The following is a 19,384-nucleotide window of genomic DNA, read 5'->3' as shown; positions in this document are numbered from 1 at the left end:
GATGTCGAACGGGACAACAACGACCGAAAGGGATGGACTTCTATGGTGACCGAACGCATTCGCGACGGAATTCCTCAGCCGCAACGTGACGGCAAGGGCGGCATCGACACCGGTCCACGCAATATCGAACTCGACCGGCAGAACCCCGACCTGATCACTCCTCCGGAGACCGACAGTGGAACGCTGCCGAACATGAAGTTCTCGTTCTCCATGGCGCACACCCGCATCGAGGAGGGCGGCTGGACCCGGGAGGTCACTCAGCGCGAGCTGCCGGTGGCGACCACGCTGGCCGGCGTCGACATGAAGCTGAACCCGGGCGCCTACCGTGAACTGCACTGGCACAAACAGTCCGAGTGGGGCTACGTCCTGGAGGGCAGCTGCCGGATCGGCGCGGTCGACCAGGAGGGCCGTAACTTCCTCGAGGACGTGCAACAAGGTGACCTGTGGTTCTTCCCCAAGGGGGTCCCGCACCACATCCAGGCCCTGGACGAGGGCGTGGAGTTCCTGCTCGTCTTCGACGACGGTGGGTTCTCCGAGAACTCCACGTTCATGATCAGCGACTTCTTCGCGCACACGCCGAAGAACGTGCTGGCCAAGAACTTCGGCTGGCAGCTCGAGCAACTGGACCACCTGCCGGAGAGGGAGAAGTACATCTTCCCAGGGCAGGTCCCGCCCCCGTTGGCAGCCGATCGGGTGTTCAGCCCGACCGGGGATGTGCCACGCACGTTCAAGCACAGGCTGCACACCCAACGACCCATGGAGTTCGACGGCGGCACCGTCCGCATCGCCGACCACTCGAACTTCGCCGCGACGACCATCGCCGCCGCACTGGTCGAGATCGAACCCGGCGGCCTACGCGAGCTGCACTGGCACCCCACCGACGACGAGTGGCAGTACTACATCTCCGGCTTCGGACGGATGGGCGTGTTCGCCAGCTCCGGACTGAACCGAACCTTCGACTTCCAGGCCGGCGACGTCGGCTACGTCCCCTTCGCCTACGGCCACTACATCGAAAACCTCGGAAACGAGCCACTGAAGTTCCTGGAGATGTTCCGCAACCCGCTGTTCGAGGACATCTCGGCCGCCCAATGGATGGCCAACACACCACCACAGGTCAGCGCCGACACCCTCAACCTCCCACGATCGATGATCGAATCACTACCGAAGGACAAACGCCCCGTCGTGGCCCAACGCGGCGATCCGACCCGGCCGCATACGCGGCCGGGTCGGATCGCCGTCAGGAGATGATCTCCCACGCAGAAGCTGCCCGAGCAGGACGGCTTGTCCATCGCGCTTGCCCGAACGACAGGAGATCGCGTATATCAGCAGTCCACCTGCGCAGTTGAGTCGTCCAGTGACGTACGTCACGGATGTGCGGGGGATGAACCTCTGCGAGTTACTTGTTCGGACAGGCAATGGCGCGATGAGCGCTAGGCCGGCGTCGCCGCGCCGAGCGGCGACCTCAGAACAAGGAACGTGATCATGGCAACGGCATTCGACTCCTTCGAGCTGAGTGGCAAGCGTCTGGCCAACCGGATCGTGATGGCTCCGATGACCCGCAGTCGCGCGTACGGTCCCGGTGCCGGCGCGACCGAGCTGATGGCGACCTACTACGCGCAGCGGGCGAGCGCCGGTCTGATCGTCACCGAGGGCACCCAGCCGTCGGTGGTCGGCCAGGGCTACCCCGACACCCCGGGGCTGCACTCCGCCGAGCAGGTCGCGGCGTGGCGGAAGGTGACCGACGCGGTCCACGCCGAGGGCGGTGTGATCTTCGCGCAGCTGATGCACGCCGGCCGGATCGGCCACCCCGACCTGCTGCCCGAGGGCCTGCACCCGGTCGGGCCGTCCGCGGTCGCCGCTCAAGGGCAGGTCTACACGCATGCGGGCCCCCAGGACTTCCCGACGCCGAAGGAGATGACCGAGGCCGAGATCACCCAGACCATCGACGACTTCGCCGCCGCGGCGCGCAACGCGATCGACGCCGGATTCGACGGCGTTGAACTCCACGGCGCCAACGGCTACCTGATCCAGCAGTTCCTCGCCCCCAACGCCAACCGCCGCACCGACGCCTGGGGCGGCTCGGTCGACGGCCGGATCCGCTTCGCCGTCGAGGTGGCGGCCGCGGTGGCCGAGGCCATCGGCGGCCAGAAGGTGGGCCTGCGCATCTCGCCGGGCAACCCCTTCAACGACATCGCCGAGGACGACCTCGAGGAGACCTACGGCACCCTCGTGTCGCGGCTCGCCCCGCTGGGCCTGGCCTACCTGCACGTGGTGGAGAACGCGGACCGCGACCTGACCCGCCGCCTGCGCAAGGATTGGCCCGGCGCGTTCATCCTCAACCCGTTCACCCACCCCGCACCCACCGGACGGGAAGCGCTGGACCTGGTGGAGGACGGGACCGCCGACATGATCGCCTTCGGCGCGCTGTTCCTGGCCAATCCCGACCTCCCCGCCCGCCTCGCGGCCGGCGGCCCGTACAACACCCCCGACCCCGCCGCCTTCTTCGGCGGCGACCACCGCGGCTACACCGACTACCCCACCCTCACCTGACGGACGATCGGCAGAGCGCCCGGCCGGGGCCCGGCCGGGCGCTCTCACACCACCGCCATCTAGGCGTCTTGGTCCGCAGGTCGAGACGGAAGTACGGGATTCGGCGGCCCGACATTCGTTCGTACCTTGCGCTCCGGGGCCAGAGGGCGAGCGACTCCTGCCTCTCCCGCTCGTACGCCTCGCCGGTCAGCTCATGGGCGATCACCGGATGCCTACGCCGTCGCATCCAGACCGCCGCGACCGGGTTCGCCCGCAGGTTGGCGACCCAGTCGACCCGGGTCATCCCGGCGGCACCACCGCCGACGTACAGCCTTCCTTCGGCGCCGCGCCGGTACACGACCGGCGTGTGGCGTAGGCGACCGGTCGTGCGGCCCGTGGTCTCGAGCACGAGCACGTGCGTACGGCCGATCAGCGCGATCCAGCTGAAGCCGAGTCGGCGAAGCGAGGCGGTCTCCAGCCGGTTGGACAAACGCAAGAGCCATCGCAGGCGGTCCGCTGGGCTGGTCGTCGACTTGGGGTGCCGGGCCATGCCGTACAAGTGTCGCCTCCTGGCTGCGGTGCGAGATCACGGGTCGACTGGTCGCGTACGAGCCGGTCTCCGGTTTCCTCCGGGGTCTCTGGGTCAGGCGGGCCGGGGCCGCAGGCGGATGATGGGCAGTTCTCGGTCGGTCTTCTCCTGGTAGGAGGCGAATCGCGGGGCGGCGGTGATGATCTGTTGCCATGCTTCGTCGCGTTCGGGCCCTGCGAGTTGTTCGGGGGTGACGGGGACGGTGCGGCCGTCGGCCTCGATGGTGACCTTGTCGGGGTGGGCGGCGAGGTTGTAGTACCAGCCGGGGTTGCCGGAGGCGCCCATGGCGGAGGCGACGATGAGGTAGCTGCCGTCGGGGCCGGGGAACCAGCCGACCGGATTGGTGCGTTCGGCTCCGCTCTTGGCGCCCACCGTCTTCAGGATGAGGGCGTTGAACCCCATCATCTGGCCACTGCCCTTGCGGATCCGCCGAGCGGCGATCTTGTTGAACAGCCGGAACAGCGCCCCAGAGGGCTGGCGGGTGCCACGGGTGCCCTTGCGGGTGTTGAAGCTCATCTACTCTCCGTCCCTTGATGCCTGTTCGGACAACAATAAGGGGTCGCGATCGGGAGCCTGGAATCGAACGAGCAGGTTTCCGTGGCTGCCCGAGTTTTAGCTGCCCGGCTGAGCATCGAGGTGCGGAGGTGTCATCATTGCCACACCCAGGCGGGTCGGGTCAGGTGAGGGTGGGGGTGGTCGGTGGTCACCGCCGTAGGAGGAGGCGTGGTCGGGAATGTCATGATCGCGTGCGGCGGTAGACTCGTACCTGTTCGATCAGCTATCACTGTCGGGGGTGGCAGGGTGGATCGGCCGAATGAGCCCGGCGACACGGCGGAGGTGGCGTGTGCGCCGCTCCCGCTCTCGGTCCAGGCGGGGCCGATGAACCACGCGATCGTCCGGGTCGCCCGCCTGCACCGCATGCTCGCCGCCCAGCTCCTGCGCCGCGTCGGCCTGCACCCCGCCCAAGAGCTGGTGATGATGCAGCTGTGGGACTACGGTCCGCAACGCCAGGTCGACCTCGTCCGGATGCTCGGCTCCGACGCCGCCACGATGACCCGTACCGTCAAGCGCCTGGAGCACGCCGGGTTCGTACGCCGCAAGCCCAGCCCCACCGACAAACGTGCCACCATCATCGAGGCCACCCCCGCCAGCCAGGCCGTCCGGCGCCAGATCGAGGACATCTGGGCCGAGCTCGAAACCGCCACCGCCGCCGGCCTCACCCCCGACCAGCAGGCCGAAGCCCTCAAAGCCCTCCAGCAGATAGAGAACAGCCTCGCCCGCGCCGCTTTCAGCGGGCCCCACCAGGATTGCCGACCTGACGGGCCCTGACCGGCGGCGCATCGTGCGGATCCCCCGCACCGGCCCGGCCGGGCCGGCACGGCCGGGAATTGTCGCAGTCGGTCCATTCGGAACGAATCGGTTCGATGATTCGGTGGCGGTGGATCACGGTCGAGCATCCGCGCACAGCTCGCAGGGCGGCATGCGCTCCCATGCCGCCCCGCGGTCCCGCCCCGGTGGCCCGTTGCGACGCCTGACCCGGTATCCGGCTGCCACGAGCCGGGTCCTGGCCACAGACGTCTCGAGCGGGTCGACTTCACGCTGGCCTCAGCCGGTGGCGTAGGGGCGGACCTCTCCGCTCGCCGAGTCCGGCGTCCGGGTCGCGGTGAGCGTCTCGTGGAGGCGGAGCCACGCGGAGTCCGGGGCGTGGGCCTCCGTCAGCGCCTCGCGGACCGCGCCGGCCACCGGTGGTACGTCGAGCACGTGCGGCCGGGCGAGCGGCGCGTCCTCGTGGAGGCGCCGGCGAATGTGGTCGTGCAGGAGTGCCTGGCCGTTCTGGAGCGTTCCGCCGCCGAGCACCACCGGTGTGGGGGTGCGCAGCAGGTCGAGCCGGCGCAGCAGCGCGGTCACCATCGTGACGATCTCGTCGCCGAGACGTGTCACGATCCCGCGTGCCACCGCGTCGCCGTCGTCGGCGGCGGCGAACACCAGCGGTGCGAGGGTGAGCAGCTCCATGGCGGAGATCTTCCCGGCGGTGACGGTCAGGGCGACGGCCTCCACGGTCGGCAGCCCGAAACGGCCCGGAAGGACCTCCCGGAGCGCGGTCGCGGGGCCGCGCCCGTCACCGGCGCGGACCGCCGCGCCCAGGGCCGCCCGTGCGACGCCCATGCCGCCGCCCCAGTCGCCGGTGATGTCGCCGAGCGAAAGGAAGCGCGCCGACTCTCCGTTCGGGTGGACTCCGACGGCGTTGATGCCGGCGCCGGACACCACGGCCACGCCCCAGCCCTCCGGCGCACCGGCCCGCAGGATGGCGAGCGTGTCGTTCCGGACGAGGACCCGCTCGGCCACGTCCAGTTGGGACAGCTGCCGCAGCGCCTCCTGCTCGTCGTCCGGAACGTCCACGTTGGCCAGGAAGTACGCGCCGACCGTGACGGGAGTGGTCTCCGGCAGACCGGCCTCGGACAGTCCCCGGCGCGTCAGCTCGGCGAGCTGTCCACCGGTGACCGCCATGCCGTCGGTGTGCGGGCGCGTGCCGGTCCCGCGAACCCAGGCCAGCAGCCGCCCGTCGGTGTCCGCGAGCACCAGGTCGGTCTTGGAGTTCCCGCCGTCGACGCCGACCACCAGGTCAGCCATTGACCGACTCCTCGCCGAAGAACCGGGGCAGGTGCGAACGGTTGGCCTCCAGGATCGCGTCCGACATCGGCGCCGCGAGGTCCCACTGACGGACCAGCGGGTTGGCGAGCAGCGCCCGCCGGGCCACCGACCGGTCGCCGGTCAGCGCGGCCTCGATCGTGAGCGTCTCGTACGCCGTGACGGCCTGGACCAGTCCGAGCATCTCGGGCGGCAGCGGTGGCACCGCGACCGGGCGCGGGCCGGCGGTGTCGACGTGCGCCGGCACCTCGACGACGGCCTCATCCGGCAGGCCCTCCAGCACGCCGTCGTTGCGCACGTCCACGTAGTGGTGCGCGCCGTCGCCGGTGAGCAGGCTGGTCACCAGGGCCGCCGCGGCCTCGCTGTAGTACGCGCCGCCGCGGCGTTCGAGGATCTCGGGCTTGTGGTCCAGATCCGGGTCCTCGTAGAGGGCGAGCAGCTCCCGCTCGATGGCCTGGACCTGCTCGGCCCGGTGCGAGCCCGTCCGCTGCCGGTCCAGCTCGTGGTCGGTGCAGTAGAAGTAGTGCAGGTAGTAGGACGGGATCGCGTTCAGGTCGCGCAACAGCCCGGCGGGCAGGCGCACCTCCTCGGCGATCTCGGCGAGCGTGTCGCCGGACAGCAGCCCGGGCAGCCGCTCCTCGCCGTCCACGGTGATCGAGCGGACCCACGACAGATGGTTGAGACCGGCGTGGCCGAGCCGGACCCGGTCCGCGTCGACGCCGAACCGGTCCGCCATGCTCCGCTGGAACTTGATCGCCACGTTGCACAGGCCGACCGCCCGGTGCCCGGCGTCCAGCAGCGCCCTGGTCACGATGCCGACCGGGTTGGTGAAGTCGACGATCCACGCGTCGGGCTTCGCCAGGCGGCGTACCTCTGCCGCGATGTCGAGCACGAGCGGCACCGTGCGCAGCGCCTTGGCGAAGCCGCCCGGGCCGGTGGTCTCCTGGCCGATCAGGCCGAACTTGTTCGGCAGCGTCTCGTCCGTCAACCTGGCCGCCTGGCCGCCCACGCGCAGCTGGATCAGCACCGCGGCCGCCCCGTCCAGCGCCTGGGCGAGGTCGGTCGTGGTGGTCAGCCGGCCGGGGAACGCGTGCCGGGCGAGGATCCGCCCCGCCAGGCCGCCGACGACGCGGAGCCGCTCGGGATCGACGTCGTGCAGGACCAGCTCGTCGACCGGAAGCACGCCGGCGCGCCGGGCGAAGCCCTCCACGAGTTCGGGCGTGTACGTGCTGCCACCGCCGACAACGGTGATCTTCACTCTTACTCCAAAAAGGTTCGCTAAGGACGGTCCGCCGACGACGCGGCGGCCGTCAGCCCTTGATGCCGGTCAGCGCGATGCCCTCGACGAACACCTTCTGCGCCAGGAAGAACAGCACCAGGACGGGCAGCAGGAACATCAGCGACGCGGCCATCTGCAGCTGGTAGGCGTTCTGGTGCCCGCTCTTGGCGAGCTGGGTGAGGGCCACGGCGAGGGTCTGGCCGCCCTGGCTGTTACCGGTGTAGAGCAGCGGGTTGTAGAAGTCGTTCCAGGCGTACAGGAACGAGAAGAGCCCCACGGCGGCGATCGCCGGCTTGGTCATGGGGATCATCACGCGCAGGAGGATGCGCAGCTCGCCCGCGCCGTCGACCCGCGCCGCCTCGGTCAACTCGCCGGGGATCGTGCGGAAGAACTGGCGCAGCAGGAAGATGCTGAACGCGTCGCCGAAGAACGACGGGACGATCAGCGGCTTGAGCGTGCCCACCCACCCGATGTGCGAGTAGAAGACGTACAGCGGCAGGCTGGTCACCTGCGCGGGCAGCATCATCGCCGCCAGCACCACCAGGAAGAACGCCTCCCGGCCCCGCCAGCGCAGCCGGGCCAGCGCGTACGCCACGGGCACCGACGAGACGATCGTGCCGATCGTGGACAGTCCGGCGTACAGCACCGTGTTGAGCAGGTCGCGGCCGAACGGCATGGCGGTGAAGACCCGCCGGAAGTTGCCGAAGTCCCAGGGCGACGGCCACAGCGACCCGGTGCCCGCCTGGTGCTGCGTCATGAACGCCGTCAGCACGCTGATCATCAACGGCAGCAGGAAACAGAGCGCGACCGCGACGGCCGGCGCGTGCTCGGCCAGGCCGTACAGCAGGCGACGCCCGAGCGGCGACCGGTTGCGTCCGAGCGCATGCCGGCGCCCGGTCATGCCAGCGGCGGTCACCGGTCACCGCCCGAGTAGTGCACGAAGCGGCGGGAGGCGCGGATGAACACCACGGTCGCGGCGAAGATGGCCAGGAAGAGCAGCCACGCCATCGCCGACGCGTACCCCGTCTTGAAGTACGAGAAGCCCTGCTGGTAGAGCTCCGTGGAGTAGAAGAGCAGCGATCTGGCGGGGTAACCGATCAGCTCGTTGCTGGACGCCTCGACGTTCGCCGAGCCGGACACGACGAACGCCTCGGTGAAGTACTGGAACGCGTAGATCATCCCGGTGAGCAGCGAGAAGTAGATCACCGGGGAGATCGCCGGCAGCGTGATGCTGCGGAACTTCCGGAACGGGCCCGCGCCGTCCAGGTCGGCCGCCTCGTACAGTTCGCGCGGCACGTCCAGCATGGCGGCCGAGAAGATCACCATCGTGTTGCCGGCCGCCCAGAGCGCCATCAGCACCAGGCTCGGCTTGGACCAGGCGGGGTCGGAGAACCATCCGGGCTCGCCGATGCCGAACAGGCCCAGCAGCTTGTTGAGCGGCCCGACCGGGTTGAGCAGCACGATGAACGAAAGTGCGGCGGCCACCGGCGGCACCATGTGGGGCAGGAAGAAGACCGTGCGGTAGACGTTGCGGCCGCGCTTCACCCGGGTGATCAGCCAGGCGGTGAGCATGGCCCAGGCGGTGCGTAGCGGCACCATGATCACGACCATCCACACGGTGTTGCGCACCGCGATCCAGAAGTTGTCGGACTGGGTGAACAGGGTCCGGTAGTTGTTCAGCCCGACGAACCGCACGGGCCGGTACGAGCCGGCCTGGAAGTTGGTCAGTGAGTAGTACAGCGTCGCGGCCACCGGATACAGCACGAAGGTCGCGAGGCCGATCACGAACGGCGACAGGAAGGCCAGCACGACCCACCAGCGGGTCTTGCTCGGGTGGCGGCGGCGCTCACCCCGGGCGGGGCGCCGCGGCGCCCCGCTCACGGTGCCGGCGCTACGGGCGACGGTGGTCGTCATCCCTAGTTCCCCGCCTGCGCGTTCGAGTTGTCGATCTTCTTGGCGATCCCGGCGAGACCAGAGGGCAGGTTCGCCACCTTGCCCTGCTCGTACTGGAGCAGGAACTCCCTCCACGTGTCCATGTCCTCCTCACCCGCCGGGGTGAGCGTCTTGTAGTACGAGCCGGGGTTCTTGAACATGTCGACGAGCGGCTTCCAGTGCGGGTCGTTCGCCTTGTCCCAGCTCTGCAGCGACGCGAACGTGCTCGGGATGTTCGACACCGTGTCGGCCAGGGTGTTCAGGAACGTCGTGTCGGTGGTGAGCTGCTGCAGGGCGAAGAAGCCCTCCTGCTTGTGCTTGGAACCGGCGGGCAGGTACGCGACGGTCCCGAGGGTGTCGCCCGCGCCGTACGTGCCCGACGCCGAGTCCAGCATCGGCATCGGCGCGATCCCGTAGTCGATGCCCTTCTTCGCCGCGTCGATCTCGCCGATGTGCCACTCGCCGTCGAACTCCATCGCCGCCGCGCCGGTCAGGAAGGGGTTGTTCGTGTCGTCGGCGTGCGGCTGGTACCGGCCGACGAACTTCTGCACGTTCCCCGGACCGTACGAGTCACCGAGGCTCTTGTCCCACTGCAGCAGCTGCTGCCACTTCGGATCGGTGCCGAACGTCGCCTTCCCGTCGGCGCCGTAGAACTTCGTGCCGCTCTGCACGCCGGTGTAGATGTACCGGTTGGCGTTGTAGTCGGACCGGGAGACGAACCCGTACGTCTTGATGGAGCCGTCACCGTTCTTCACGGTGAGCTTCTTCGCGTCGGCGGCCAGCTCCGAGAGCGTCTTCGGCGGCGTGGTGATGCCGGCCGCCGCGAACATCTTCTTGTTGTAGTACAGCCCGAACGCGTCGGTGAGCAGGGGCAGCGCGCACTGCTTGCCCTGGTACTTCGTGTACACCAGGGTCGCGGCCGGGAAGGTCGCGGTGGTGTTCACCTTCGCCGACGACAGGTACGGGCCGAGGTCGGCGACCGTGCCGTTGGCGCAGAACTTGCCGACGTTGTCCGGCGCCGACGCGACGAAGACATCCGGCGGGTCACCGGCGGCGACCGCCTTGGCGAACGCCGCGTCGTCCTTGTTGGGCACGAACTTCACGGTCAGCCACGGGTACTTCGCGTGCAGGCGGTTCAGGGCCGCGGTGAACGCCGCCACCTCGTTGGGCAGGTGGTTGAACGTCCACACGCTGATGGTGGTCGGCGCGTGCGAGGCACCCGCCGAGATCGCGGTGGTCGGCTCCGACGACGCGGGCCCGGCGGATGTGCAGCCGGCGAGCAGCAGCGCGGCAGCCGTGCCCGCCACGGCCCCGGTGATAAGTTTGAACACTGATCGTCCTTCCTCGGTGATGGCATCGCTGGGTGGCGGATCGGTCATCGCTCCGGGGCGCGGCAACGCCCGGGGCGTCTCTGGCGGCGGCGCTGTCCGGCAAGACGGCGTCGCCGCAGTACCTCAGGAAAGCGGCAGGCGAGCCTCCACCGGGGTGCTCGGTGCGGTCGCGGCCGCATAGGTCGACTCGCGCGCCAGGTCCGACGCCATCGTCGTGGCGCCGATCAGCACCGCGCCCGGCCCGAGGTCGGAGGCGACGATCCGGGGCCGGAAGGTGCTGAAGTCCGCGAGATGCCGGGTGACCGGTGCGAGCAGCAGGTCCCCGTTGCCGCCGATGGCGCCGCCCAGCACGATCAGGGCCGGATCGATGAGGGGCACCACGCAGGCCACCACGTAGGCGATGCTCCGTGCGGTGTCGTCGACGATCCGCGCCGCGGCAGGGTCTCCCTCGCGGGCCAGTTCGAAGACCGACCGCGGACTGCCGTCGCCGGGCAGCCCCAGGCGGCGCGCCTCGGCGCTGATGTACCGCGCGCCCAGGTGCTCCTGCACGAGGTCCCGGCGCTGCCCGGGCGGCGCGACCATCCGGTCGCTGGGCAGGTAGCCCGCCTCTCCCGCGACACCGGTCGCCCCCCGCCGGACGCGGCCGTCGACCACCATGCCAAGACCGAGGCCGACTCCCAGGCTGACCAGGACGAAGTCGTCGGTCTCGGTGCCGTGTCCCTGCCTGCGCTCGGCCAGCGCCGCGAGGTTGACGTCATTCTCCAGGACCAGCGGAACCGGGATGGCGCGGACGAGCGCCTCGCCGAGGCCGCGTCCCGCGTCGGGCAGGCCCGTGGTGTACGACAGACCACGCCCGTCGGGCCCGACGACGGCCGGCACGCCCATCACGATCTGGGCGACGGCCTCCAGCGAGATGCCCATCTGCGCGGCCAGGTCCTCGCACATCGCCGCGACCCGCTCGATGAGCGCGTCCCGATCGGACGGGGACTCCTGTTCGGCCCTCGCCCGTACGCTCCCGGTGACGTCGGCGATCGCGGCACGGATCTTCTTGTGCCCGATGTCCACGCCGATCGCGAACGCGCAGTCGGCGTTGACCTCGTACAACGCGGGCGCGGGCCCCTTACGGCCCGTGTCCGGGCCCACTTCGCTGATCACGCCGCGTTCGAGCAGCAGGCTCACCGCGGCGGCCACGGTCGGCCGGGACAGGTCGATCCGGCCCGCCAGGTCGGTCGTGGTGATCGGGTGACCGGCCCGGTGGATCGCCTCGAGCACCGCACGCCCGTTGAGCAGACGCAGCAGGCGTTGCGGTCCTGCCGGATACCGGTTGGTCACCTGGACACCCCTGTCTCAACTGGGCGGACTTGTTAGAAAGAAAGTTGTTTACTTATACGCTCCCAGGCGTCCGCGAATCAACCCCCGGACGGCGGTCGGCCCGGGACCAGAAGGTCCCGGGCCGATTGGACGGAGCTGTCAGCGGGTCGGCAGGGCGATCCGGCCGGTGGTGCGGACCGAGCCGTCGGCGTTCCGCGGCGCGGCGTCCCAGAAGTCGCACTGGTGCTGCGTGCGGTACTCGGCCACCGAGATGCGGGTGCTGTGCCCGCCCGGTCGCAGGTCGAGCAGGGTCTGCGACCGCAGCGTGGGCCAGTACGCCAGGGGCTGCCGAGGCGCGGGGGCGCCGCGCCGGACGAACGCCCCCCAGTAGTGACTCATGTCGTCGGCGAGCCGGTGCTGGGCGGCGGTGAAGTACGGGGTGATCGGCGTGCCGTTGTCGAAGCTCGGGAACAGGTACGGCAGGTCGCCCGCGTGCGGCGCCCCCCACTCGTAGCCGGCGGGCCGGCCGGGCGTCAGCCCGGGGAACCCGCGGTCGTCGAACTGGTAGAGGTAGGTGCGGGTACGGGCGGACAGCCGGCCGGCGAGGCTCAGGTTCGGGCATCCGCCGATCCCGCCGACCAGGCCCGCGTCGGTCAGGATCGCCGCGACGGCGTAGACGGGTGCGTACGGACCGGTGTACGCGCTGACCGGGTAGTGCCGCAGCACCTCATCGGCCCGTGTCCCGAACGTCCCGCGGACCCAGGCCTCGTACTGCTCGGCCGTGGTCCCGACGAATCCGAGGGCGAAGGTCCGGCCCTCGTCCCGGGTGGCCCCGGTGATGACGGGAACGTGGGCGAAGCGGCCGGCGGCCACCGCGTCCGCCGGGGGGACGGGCAGCACGTCGCCGCCGGAGACGAGCGTGAGGTTCGTGGTGGCGCTCGCGTCCAGCAGTTCCGCGGCCGGCTTGGCCCGCAGGCAGGCCACCATGGTGGCCGGGTCCGTGCAGCCGACCGAGCGTGCGAACGCGGTGCCGCTCGTACGGGCCTGGTCCAGCGGCGTCGTTCCGCAGCCGCCGCTCTGCAGGATGGCGCCCCGGAACAGCCCGGCCGATCCCGGGGCGGTCAGGTGCGCGCACACCGAGATCGCGCCGGCGGACTCGCCGCCGACGGTCACCGCGTCCGGATCGCCGCCGAACGCGGCGGCGTTCGCCCGGGTCCAGCGCAGCGCCGCCTGCTGGTCGAGCAGCGCGTAGTCGCCGCTGAGGCCGGGCAGGGTGAGCAGGCCGAAGACGTTCAGCCGGTAGTTGGCGGTGACCACGATGACGTCGTTGTCGGCGGCGATCTTCGCACCGTCGTACTGCTGGGCGCCGCCGTTCTGCAGCCCGCCGCCGTAGATGTAGAACAGCACGGGCAGCCGTCCGTGCCGGCGCGCTCCGCTGGGCCGGAAGACGTTGGCGTAGAGGCAGTCCTCGGCGTCCGACCGTGGGCCGTTGCCGCTGGGCAGCTGGGCGCAGGCGGGGCCGTACGCGGTCGCCGGGCGCACGTCATGCCACCGCGGTGCCGGGGCGGGAGGGGCCAGGCGGCGGTCCCCGACCGGCGGTGCGGCGAAGGGGATGCCGAGGAACTTGTCGACCCCCTCGACCGTGGTGCCCCGGACCACGCCCTTGTCCGTGCGGACGATCGGATCCGCGCGGCTCGCGGCGGTGGCCTGGGGAGTCGCCGTGGGCAGGGCCGACAGGACGGCCATGGCGACCCCGATGACGGCGGTGCGAAGCGGACCTGATCGGATCATGTGCCTACCTGCCTCTCAGCCCTGCGCCTTTTCGCGCGTCAGGCGACATTAATCGGCCCGGCGGCGATCGATTCGCCCTCTCGCCGGTGACACCGTTGATCTGCCACGGAGCCTAAACATCAAGGCCAAGGCGGTCAATGACAGTAAATGGCGGCAGTTAACGTCCAGTCGTTTCCAAAATGATTATTGTCAACGACTGGACGTAATTCACCGTTGATAACCTATAATTCCGTCCATGACGGACGCTTTCGGAAGGCGCCAGGGGCGGACGGCGGCGCAGTTCATCCTGGAAGAGCTTCGCGGCGAGCCCTTCCTCACCCGCGCGGAGCTGATCGACCGGACCGGGCTGTCCCGGTCCTCGGTGTCCGGCGCGGTGGGCGAGTTGTCGTCCGCCGGGCTGGTGGCCGAGCGCACCGCCGGGTCCGGGCCGGGGGAGCGCCGGCGCGGCCGGCCGGTCGGCGGGCTGTCCCTCACCGCGCGGGCCGGCCTGGTCGCGGCCGTCGACTTCGGGCACAGCCACCTGTCCGTCGCCGTCGCCGATCTGTCCCTGCGGGTCCGGACCGAGCGGACGATCGCGTTCGACGTGGCCGGGTGCAAGGACGCCGCCCTGCGGGCGGCCGAGGAACAGATCCGATCGGCGCTCGCGCAGGCGGCGGGCCCGGGGGAGCTGTGCGCCATCGGCATGGGGGTGCCCGCCCCCGTCCTGGCCACCGACCAGAGCGTCGTGAGCAGCTCCATCCTGCCCGGCTGGGGCGGCACCCGCCCGGCAGCGGAGCTCGGCGAGCGGCTGGGGCTGCCGGTGACCATCGACAACGACGCCAACCTCGGAGCGCTGGCGGAGACGCGCCTCGGCGCGGCCCGCGACGTGCAGGACGTCCTCTATCTCAAGGTCTCCTCCGGAATCGGTGCCGGCCTGGTCCTCGCCGGGCGCGTCCACCGGGGCCTCCACGGCACGGCCGGGGAGCTGGGCCACGTACCGGTCGGTGACGAGCGTGGCGCCGGCCGGGCCTGCCGATGCGGCGGTCAGCGCTGTCTCGAGACGGTGGCGTCGGCGACCGCGGTCCTGGAGGCGCTGCGGCCCTCGTTCGGCGAGCTCGACCTCGCCCGGCTGATCGAGCTGGCGGAGGAGCACCCGGTCGCCCGGCGCGCCCTCACCGACGCGGGCCGGGCGATCGGCACGGTCATCGGCGACCTGGCCAACACCCTCAACCCGGCGGCCATCGTGCTCGGCGGGTCACTGGCGGCCGCCGCGGGGCCGGTCCTCGCCGGGATCCGCGAGTCGCTCGACCGGCGTACCCAACCCGCGGCCGGTGACGCGGTGCGTCTGCTGGCGGGCGAGCTGGGCGAGCGTGCGAGCGGCATGGGAGCCCTCATCCAGGCCGCGCGGGTCGCCGTCCCGGCCCTTCCCGCGGTGCGGGTGGTCCTCGTATGAGCCCGGTGGGCGGATCCGGCCACGACGAGTGGCTGCTGGCCCTGATCCCGCAGGACACGGGCGTGACGACGGCGGACCTCCTCCGGCTCAGCGGCCTGAGCCGGCCGACCCTGACGGACCTCCTCGCCCGGCTCCGCGCGGAGGGAGCGGTGCTGAGCGAGCCCGCCGTACCGTCCGGGCGCCGGGGACGGCCCGCGCAGCGCTGGCGCCGGCCGCCTCCCCGGGGGATGTTCGCCGCGATCGCGCTGACCCGCGACGACGTCCGGGTCCGGGTCGCCGACGGTTCCGACCAGGCGGTCGCCGAGCGCGAGCGACCGATGAACGTGACCCTCGACGTCCGCGGTGCGCTCGACTGCGGTCTCCGGCTGCTGCACGAGTCTCTGGCCGAGCTCGATCGCTACGAGGACTCCCTGACCGCCCTGGTGCTGGGCCTGCCCTGCCCCGTCGGCGGCGACGGGGACCCGCAGGCTCGCGGGATGATGCCGGGCTGGGTCGGCGTCCGTCCGGGGGAGTGGCTGCGGCACCGGCTGCCCGGCGTCCGGATCACGGTCGAGAACGACGCGAACCTCGCCGCCTTCGGCGAGCTCACCGAGGGGGCCGGCCGGGGCCGCAGCGACCTGATCTACATCAAGCTTGCGGCCGGCCTCGGCGCGGCGCTGGTTGTTGGCGGACGGCTGTACCGCGGCGCGACCGGGCTCGCGGGCGAGCTCGGCCACGTCCAGATCAACGAGATGGGCCACCCGTGCGTCTGCGGCGCCCGCGGCTGTCTCGCCATGGAGCAGTACGTCGCCGCGTCGCACGCGACGGGCAGGCCGGGACCGTCGGCCATCCTGGATCTGTTCCGGCGCTGCGATGCCGGGGACGCCGCCGCCGGGCGGGTCCTCGGCCACATCGGCGGCCTGCTCGGCGAGCAACTCGGCGTCCTTGCCGACATGCTCGACCCGGAGTGTGTCGTGATCAGCACGGACGACGTTCCGCCGCATCCGGCGGTGCTCGCCGGGATCCGGGGTGGGATACGCCGTACCGCGCTGCCGGTCGTGAGCGACCTGCCGGTGATCGCCTCGACGCTCGGCGTACGGGCCGAGGCGATTGGCGGGATCGCGCTGGCACGAGCCGCGAGCCACCGCCACACCGACTGACGTCAGCCCTTCACGGCGCCGGCGGTCAGCCCCTGGATGAGGAAGCGCTGCACGTACGCGAAGAGCACGATGACCGGAACGACGGCGATCAGGCCTCCGGCGGCCAGCGCGCCGAAGTCGGTCCCGAAGTCGCCCAGGAGATAGCTCAGGCCCACCGGCACGGTGAACTTGTCCTGCGAGCTGATGAACATGATGGCGAACAGGAAGTTGTTCCACGCGCTGATGAACGCGAACGACCCGACGGCGACGATCCCCGGCTTGAGCAGGGGCAGCACGACCGCGCAGAACGCCCGGATCCGGCCGCACCCGTCGACCTGTGCCGCCGCCTCCAGCTCCACCGGCACGTTGCGGATGAAGCCGGCCATGAGGACGAGGGACAGCGGCAGGTGGAAGACCGTGTCGGCGACGACCAGGCTCCACAGGCTGTCCGTGAGCCGCAGGGTGTTGAAGATCCGGAAGAGCGGGATGAGCATCATCGCGCCCGGGATGAACTGCGTGCAGAGCATCGTGACCAGGAAGAGCTTCTTGCCTTTGAAATCGAGGCGGGCGAGCGCGTACCCGCCGAGCAGGCCGACCACGGTGGACACGACGAGGCTGGTGACCGCGACGATGATGCTGTTGCGGAAGTAGACGCCGAACCCCGAGCCCTCCCAGACGGTCCGGAAGTGCTCCAGCGTGACCGGCCACGGCACCAGGGACGTCGAACCCGCCGGCCGGAAGGCGAACAGCACCATCCAGTACAGCGGCACGAGCGTGAAGAGCAGGAACAGGCCCAGCGGCAGCCACAGCGCGAGGCGGTCCCCCACGGAACGCCGCCGCCTCCGGGCCGTGGCGGCGGCGGTCGTCCGCCGGCGCGGGGGAGATGTCACCGGGCCCTGCCGGACGTCGCCGCGGGTGGCGAGGCTCACTTGCCCTCCTCGAAGTTCGTCTTGCTGATGCGCAGGTAGACCAGGGACGCGAAGGTCAGCACCAGGAACGCCGCGACGGTGAGCGCGGACCCGTACCCGAAGTTCTGGCCGTGGATGGCGGTCTGGGCCACGTAGAGCGGCAGCGTGGTGGTCGAGTTCGCCGGACCGCCGGCGGTCATGGTGTACAGCAGGTCGACGTTGTTGAACTCCCAGACCGCCCGCAGCAGCGTGGCGACGACGACGGCCTTGCGGATGTGCGACCAGGTCACCGCCCGGAACTTCTGGAGCACTCCGGCGCCGTCGACGTCCGCGGCCTCGTACAGCTCGGTCGGCACCGACTGGAGGTCGGCGAGGATGAGGATGGCGAAGAAGGGGATGCCCTTCCACAGTTCGGCGATGACCAGGGCCCAGAAACTGGTGCCCGGGTCCGAGAGCAGCGACGTCCCGTACTCACCGATGCCCATGGACGCCAGGTAGTGGCCGACCCCGGTGGTGGGGTTGTAGAGCAGGAGCCAGATCGTCGTGGTCAGGATGCCGGACACCGCCCACGGGCTGAAGGCGAGGGCCCGGGCCATTCCGCGGGCGACGAAGGTGCGGTTCAGCACCAGCGCCAGCGCCAGGCCGAGGGCGAACTGCAGCCCCACCTCGACGACCACCCACTGACCGGTGAAGCGCAGGCTCCGCCAGAACAGGCCGTCGGAGAGCATCTTCCGGTAGTTGTCGAGGCCGGCGAAGCCGTCGTCGAGGGGGCGGGTGAGGTTGTGGTGCTGCAGGCTCTCCCAGAAGACGCTGAGGACCGGATAGAGGAGGAAGACCGCGACCAGCACGACCGCCGGTGCGATCAGCAGATAGGGATGGGCGGCGGGCGGCCCGAACAACCGGGCGCCCGCGGTCCTCTTACGGCGGATCGGTCCGGCCGTCGCGCTCATCCGTGCTCCTTGCCGTACTTGCTCTTGGCCTTCGTGAGGGAGGCCGCGGCGGCGGTGAGGAAGTCGCGGGACGACAGGCCGCCCTGCAGGACCTTCTGCCACTGCGGGAGCAGGTCGGTGGTGGTGATGGTGGAGAACTCCGGCAGGTAGTACGGCTGCTCCAGCGTCACGGCGCCCGGCGCGGAGGAGGCGTCCATGGCCGCCTTGAGGGCCTTGTTCTCGGTCACCCATTTCTCCTGGGCGACCGCCTTGTTGCCGGGGAGGTAGCCGGACTTCTGGGCCCAGAAGCTGTTGCCCTCCTGCTCCATGGTGTAGGCGAGGAACTTCCACGCCGCGTCCTGGTGCTTGCTCGCCTTGAACATCGCGAACCCGGTGGTCATCCAGCCGGTCAGCACCTGGTGGCCCGTGGCGGGGAAGGGCGCGACGACGCCGACCTTGTCGGCCCCCAGGGCGGCGACGTGGTTGGGGTAGGAGCCGACGCTGTGGCTGAGCATGCCGGCGCCGCCCTTGCCGAACTGGGCCACCATGGCCTTGAAGTCGGCGGTGAGGTCGCTGCGCGCGGTCTGCTTGCCGAACAGGGCGACGTAGGCCTCACAGGCGCTGATGACCGCCGGGTCGTCGAGCGTGCAGGTGCCGTCCGCGCGGTAGAACGTGGACACGCCCGCGCGGGGATAGACCATCTCCACCAGCTGGGCGAAGAAGCCGTTGCCGCCGCGCAGCGTGTAGCCGAAGCGGCCCGCGGACGCGTTCGTGAGGCGCCGGGCGGCCGCGTCGAAGTCCGCCCAGGTGGCCGGCGGCTTCAGGTTCGCCTGCTTGAACCAGTCGGCCCGGTAGTAGATGACGTCCGCGAGGCTGGTGGCCGGCGTCAGGTAGAGCTTGCCGTCGGGGGCGGCGGCCCGGGAGGACTTGAGCATCTGCGGGGAGATCTGCTGCTCGAGGCCGGCCGCCTTCAGGCGATCGTCAAGGGGAGCGAGGGCCTTCTGCGCCACGAGGGCGGCGATGTCGGACGCCTTCGGCGTGAGCAGGTCCGGGGTCGAGCGGGTGGCGATCGCGGTGTTGATCTTCTGCATGTACTGGTCGGTGGGCAGCCCCAGGTAGTTGATGCGGATGCCGGGGTTCTTGGCCTCGAACATCGAGATCAGCTTCCTGAGGTTGGCGGTGCGCTCCGGGCGCGTGTCGGTGTCCCACAGGTGCAGAGTGACGGTGCCGCCGGAACCACCCGAGCCGCCGCAGGCGCTCAGCGTCGATCCGAGGCCCGCCGCGACGCCGATTCCCGCCGCCGTTCGGAGGAAGCCGCGCCGGGGAAGACCGGTGGTACTGAGGGCCACGGCCTGGTTGTGCTGCCGCTTCATCGCTGCTCTCCCTCTCGTTGACCGCGGACTGCGCGTCTCGCGATGACGTTCCGCAACCGTATGGCATACGATATGACGGCACAACATATACGAAATATGAGACACCTGGTAGGGTCAAACTCGACGCCCCGGGATCAGCGCGTCAGGGGTGCGGCAGCCCCCCGCTCCTCGTACGACCGGCATCGCGTGCCGGCCGGTGCGATGATCCATTCG

At 70.5% G+C, this 19,384-nt stretch carries 17 protein-coding genes; 5 read left to right on the top strand and 12 right to left on the bottom strand.

Going from position 1 to position 19,384, the window contains the following annotated elements; all coding sequences use genetic code 11:
* The first annotated feature begins 45 nt into the window (after window positions 1-45).
* Together ABEA24_RS09840 and ABEA24_RS09835 are read left to right on the top strand one after the other, a co-directional pair.
* A complete protein-coding gene (locus ABEA24_RS09840) occupies window positions 46-1,248 on the top strand; it encodes an oxalate decarboxylase family bicupin (RefSeq protein WP_345430385.1) in 1,203 nt (400 codons plus the stop codon).
* A 234-nt stretch (window positions 1,249-1,482) separates the two neighbouring features.
* Entirely contained in the window at window positions 1,483-2,550 is a 1,068-nt protein-coding gene (locus ABEA24_RS09835) for an alkene reductase (protein WP_345430384.1), read from the top strand.
* Here ABEA24_RS09835 and ABEA24_RS09830 read toward each other — a convergent pair.
* Together ABEA24_RS09830 and ABEA24_RS09825 are read right to left on the bottom strand one after the other, a co-directional pair.
* Window positions 2,543-3,079 (bottom strand): nitroreductase/quinone reductase family protein, encoded by a 537-nt coding sequence (locus ABEA24_RS09830; RefSeq protein WP_345430383.1) that lies wholly within the window; start codon window positions 3,077-3,079, stop codon window positions 2,543-2,545. The genes ABEA24_RS09835 and ABEA24_RS09830 overlap by 8 nt on opposite strands.
* A 93-nt stretch (window positions 3,080-3,172) precedes the next feature.
* On the bottom strand, window positions 3,173-3,634 hold the full coding sequence (locus ABEA24_RS09825) for a nitroreductase family deazaflavin-dependent oxidoreductase (RefSeq protein WP_345430382.1): 462 nt from the start codon (window positions 3,632-3,634) through the stop codon (window positions 3,173-3,175).
* Window positions 3,635-3,919: 285 nt separating this feature from the next.
* Between ABEA24_RS09825 and ABEA24_RS09820 the strand changes: the two genes are divergently transcribed.
* The gene (locus ABEA24_RS09820; protein ID WP_345430381.1) at window positions 3,920-4,447 is read left to right on the top strand and encodes a MarR family winged helix-turn-helix transcriptional regulator; all 528 of its coding nucleotides are present in this window, start codon (window positions 3,920-3,922) and stop codon (window positions 4,445-4,447) included.
* 276 nt (window positions 4,448-4,723) lie between these two features.
* Here ABEA24_RS09820 and ABEA24_RS09815 read toward each other — a convergent pair whose 3' ends face one another.
* The 7 genes from ABEA24_RS09815 to ABEA24_RS09785 form a co-directional block, all read right to left on the bottom strand.
* Window positions 4,724-5,749 (bottom strand): N-acetylglucosamine kinase, encoded by a 1,026-nt coding sequence (locus ABEA24_RS09815; RefSeq protein WP_345430380.1) that lies wholly within the window; start codon window positions 5,747-5,749, stop codon window positions 4,724-4,726.
* Window positions 5,742-7,025, bottom strand: coding sequence for a 6-phospho-beta-glucosidase (locus ABEA24_RS09810; protein WP_345430379.1), 1,284 nt, complete (start codon window positions 7,023-7,025; stop codon window positions 5,742-5,744). The genes ABEA24_RS09815 and ABEA24_RS09810 overlap by 8 nt, the downstream gene beginning before the upstream one ends.
* A 52-nt stretch (window positions 7,026-7,077) precedes the next feature.
* Window positions 7,078-7,962 (bottom strand): carbohydrate ABC transporter permease, encoded by an 885-nt coding sequence (locus ABEA24_RS09805; protein WP_345430378.1) that lies wholly within the window; start codon window positions 7,960-7,962, stop codon window positions 7,078-7,080.
* On the bottom strand, window positions 7,959-8,960 hold the full coding sequence (locus tag ABEA24_RS09800; RefSeq protein ID WP_345430377.1) for a carbohydrate ABC transporter permease: 1,002 nt from the start codon (window positions 8,958-8,960) through the stop codon (window positions 7,959-7,961). Before ABEA24_RS09800 ends, ABEA24_RS09805 begins: the two co-directional genes overlap by 4 nt.
* A 2-nt stretch (window positions 8,961-8,962) precedes the next feature.
* Entirely contained in the window at window positions 8,963-10,309 is a 1,347-nt protein-coding gene (locus ABEA24_RS09795; protein WP_345430376.1) for an ABC transporter substrate-binding protein, read from the bottom strand.
* 123 nt (window positions 10,310-10,432) lie between these two features.
* Complete coding sequence (locus ABEA24_RS09790; protein WP_345430375.1) at window positions 10,433-11,641, bottom strand: ROK family transcriptional regulator; 1,209 nt, start codon at window positions 11,639-11,641, stop codon at window positions 10,433-10,435.
* Between the two features lie 138 nt (window positions 11,642-11,779).
* Complete coding sequence (locus ABEA24_RS09785) at window positions 11,780-13,411, bottom strand: carboxylesterase/lipase family protein (RefSeq protein ID WP_345430374.1); 1,632 nt, start codon at window positions 13,409-13,411, stop codon at window positions 11,780-11,782.
* Between the two features lie 235 nt (window positions 13,412-13,646).
* On the opposite strand from ABEA24_RS09785, the gene ABEA24_RS09780 reads away from it, so the two are divergent.
* Both ABEA24_RS09780 and ABEA24_RS09775 read left to right on the top strand, forming a co-directional pair.
* On the top strand, window positions 13,647-14,843 hold the full coding sequence (locus ABEA24_RS09780; RefSeq protein WP_345430373.1) for an ROK family transcriptional regulator: 1,197 nt from the start codon (window positions 13,647-13,649) through the stop codon (window positions 14,841-14,843).
* The gene (locus ABEA24_RS09775) at window positions 14,840-15,982 is read left to right on the top strand and encodes an ROK family protein (protein WP_345430372.1); all 1,143 of its coding nucleotides are present in this window, start codon (window positions 14,840-14,842) and stop codon (window positions 15,980-15,982) included. The genes ABEA24_RS09780 and ABEA24_RS09775 overlap by 4 nt, the downstream gene beginning before the upstream one ends.
* Before the next feature lie 2 nt (window positions 15,983-15,984).
* On the opposite strand, the gene ABEA24_RS09770 is transcribed toward ABEA24_RS09775, so the two are convergent.
* From ABEA24_RS09770 to ABEA24_RS09760, 3 genes are read right to left on the bottom strand one after another with little or no spacing between them, the layout of a single operon-like run.
* The gene (locus ABEA24_RS09770; RefSeq protein WP_345430371.1) at window positions 15,985-16,890 is read right to left on the bottom strand and encodes a carbohydrate ABC transporter permease; all 906 of its coding nucleotides are present in this window, start codon (window positions 16,888-16,890) and stop codon (window positions 15,985-15,987) included.
* Window positions 16,887-17,819, bottom strand: a complete 933-nt coding sequence (locus ABEA24_RS09765; protein WP_345430370.1) for a carbohydrate ABC transporter permease — start codon at window positions 17,817-17,819, stop codon at window positions 16,887-16,889. Before ABEA24_RS09765 ends, ABEA24_RS09770 begins: the two co-directional genes overlap by 4 nt.
* Window positions 17,816-19,171, bottom strand: coding sequence for an ABC transporter substrate-binding protein (locus ABEA24_RS09760; protein ID WP_345430369.1), 1,356 nt, complete (start codon window positions 19,169-19,171; stop codon window positions 17,816-17,818). Before ABEA24_RS09760 ends, ABEA24_RS09765 begins: the two co-directional genes overlap by 4 nt.
* Window positions 19,172-19,384: the final 213 nt, after the last annotated feature.

The sequence above is a fragment of the Actinoallomurus vinaceus genome (assembly GCF_039542055.1).
Taxonomy (GTDB): domain Bacteria; phylum Actinomycetota; class Actinomycetes; order Streptosporangiales; family Streptosporangiaceae; genus Actinoallomurus; species Actinoallomurus vinaceus.
This window is presented reverse-complemented; position numbering and strand designations above follow the sequence as displayed.

Excerpts from the sequence above, each read along its gene's own strand:
- ABEA24_RS09835 (WP_345430384.1), top strand. The coding sequence starts at position 1,483 with ATGGCAACGGCATTCGACTCCTTCGAGCTGAGTGGCAAGCGTCTGGCC.
- ABEA24_RS09830 (WP_345430383.1), bottom strand. The coding sequence starts at position 3,079 with ATGGCCCGGCACCCCAAGTCGACGACCAGCCCAGCGGACCGCCTGCGA.
- ABEA24_RS09825 (WP_345430382.1), bottom strand. The coding sequence starts at position 3,634 with ATGAGCTTCAACACCCGCAAGGGCACCCGTGGCACCCGCCAGCCCTCT.
- ABEA24_RS09815 (WP_345430380.1), bottom strand. The coding sequence starts at position 5,749 with ATGGCTGACCTGGTGGTCGGCGTCGACGGCGGGAACTCCAAGACCGAC.
- ABEA24_RS09800 (WP_345430377.1), bottom strand. The coding sequence starts at position 8,960 with ATGACGACCACCGTCGCCCGTAGCGCCGGCACCGTGAGCGGGGCGCCG.
- ABEA24_RS09785 (WP_345430374.1), bottom strand. The coding sequence starts at position 13,411 with ATGATCCGATCAGGTCCGCTTCGCACCGCCGTCATCGGGGTCGCCATG.
- ABEA24_RS09780 (WP_345430373.1), top strand. The coding sequence starts at position 13,647 with ATGACGGACGCTTTCGGAAGGCGCCAGGGGCGGACGGCGGCGCAGTTC.
- ABEA24_RS09775 (WP_345430372.1), top strand. The coding sequence starts at position 14,840 with ATGAGCCCGGTGGGCGGATCCGGCCACGACGAGTGGCTGCTGGCCCTG.
- ABEA24_RS09765 (WP_345430370.1), bottom strand. The coding sequence starts at position 17,819 with ATGAGCGCGACGGCCGGACCGATCCGCCGTAAGAGGACCGCGGGCGCC.
- ABEA24_RS09760 (WP_345430369.1), bottom strand. The coding sequence starts at position 19,171 with ATGAAGCGGCAGCACAACCAGGCCGTGGCCCTCAGTACCACCGGTCTT.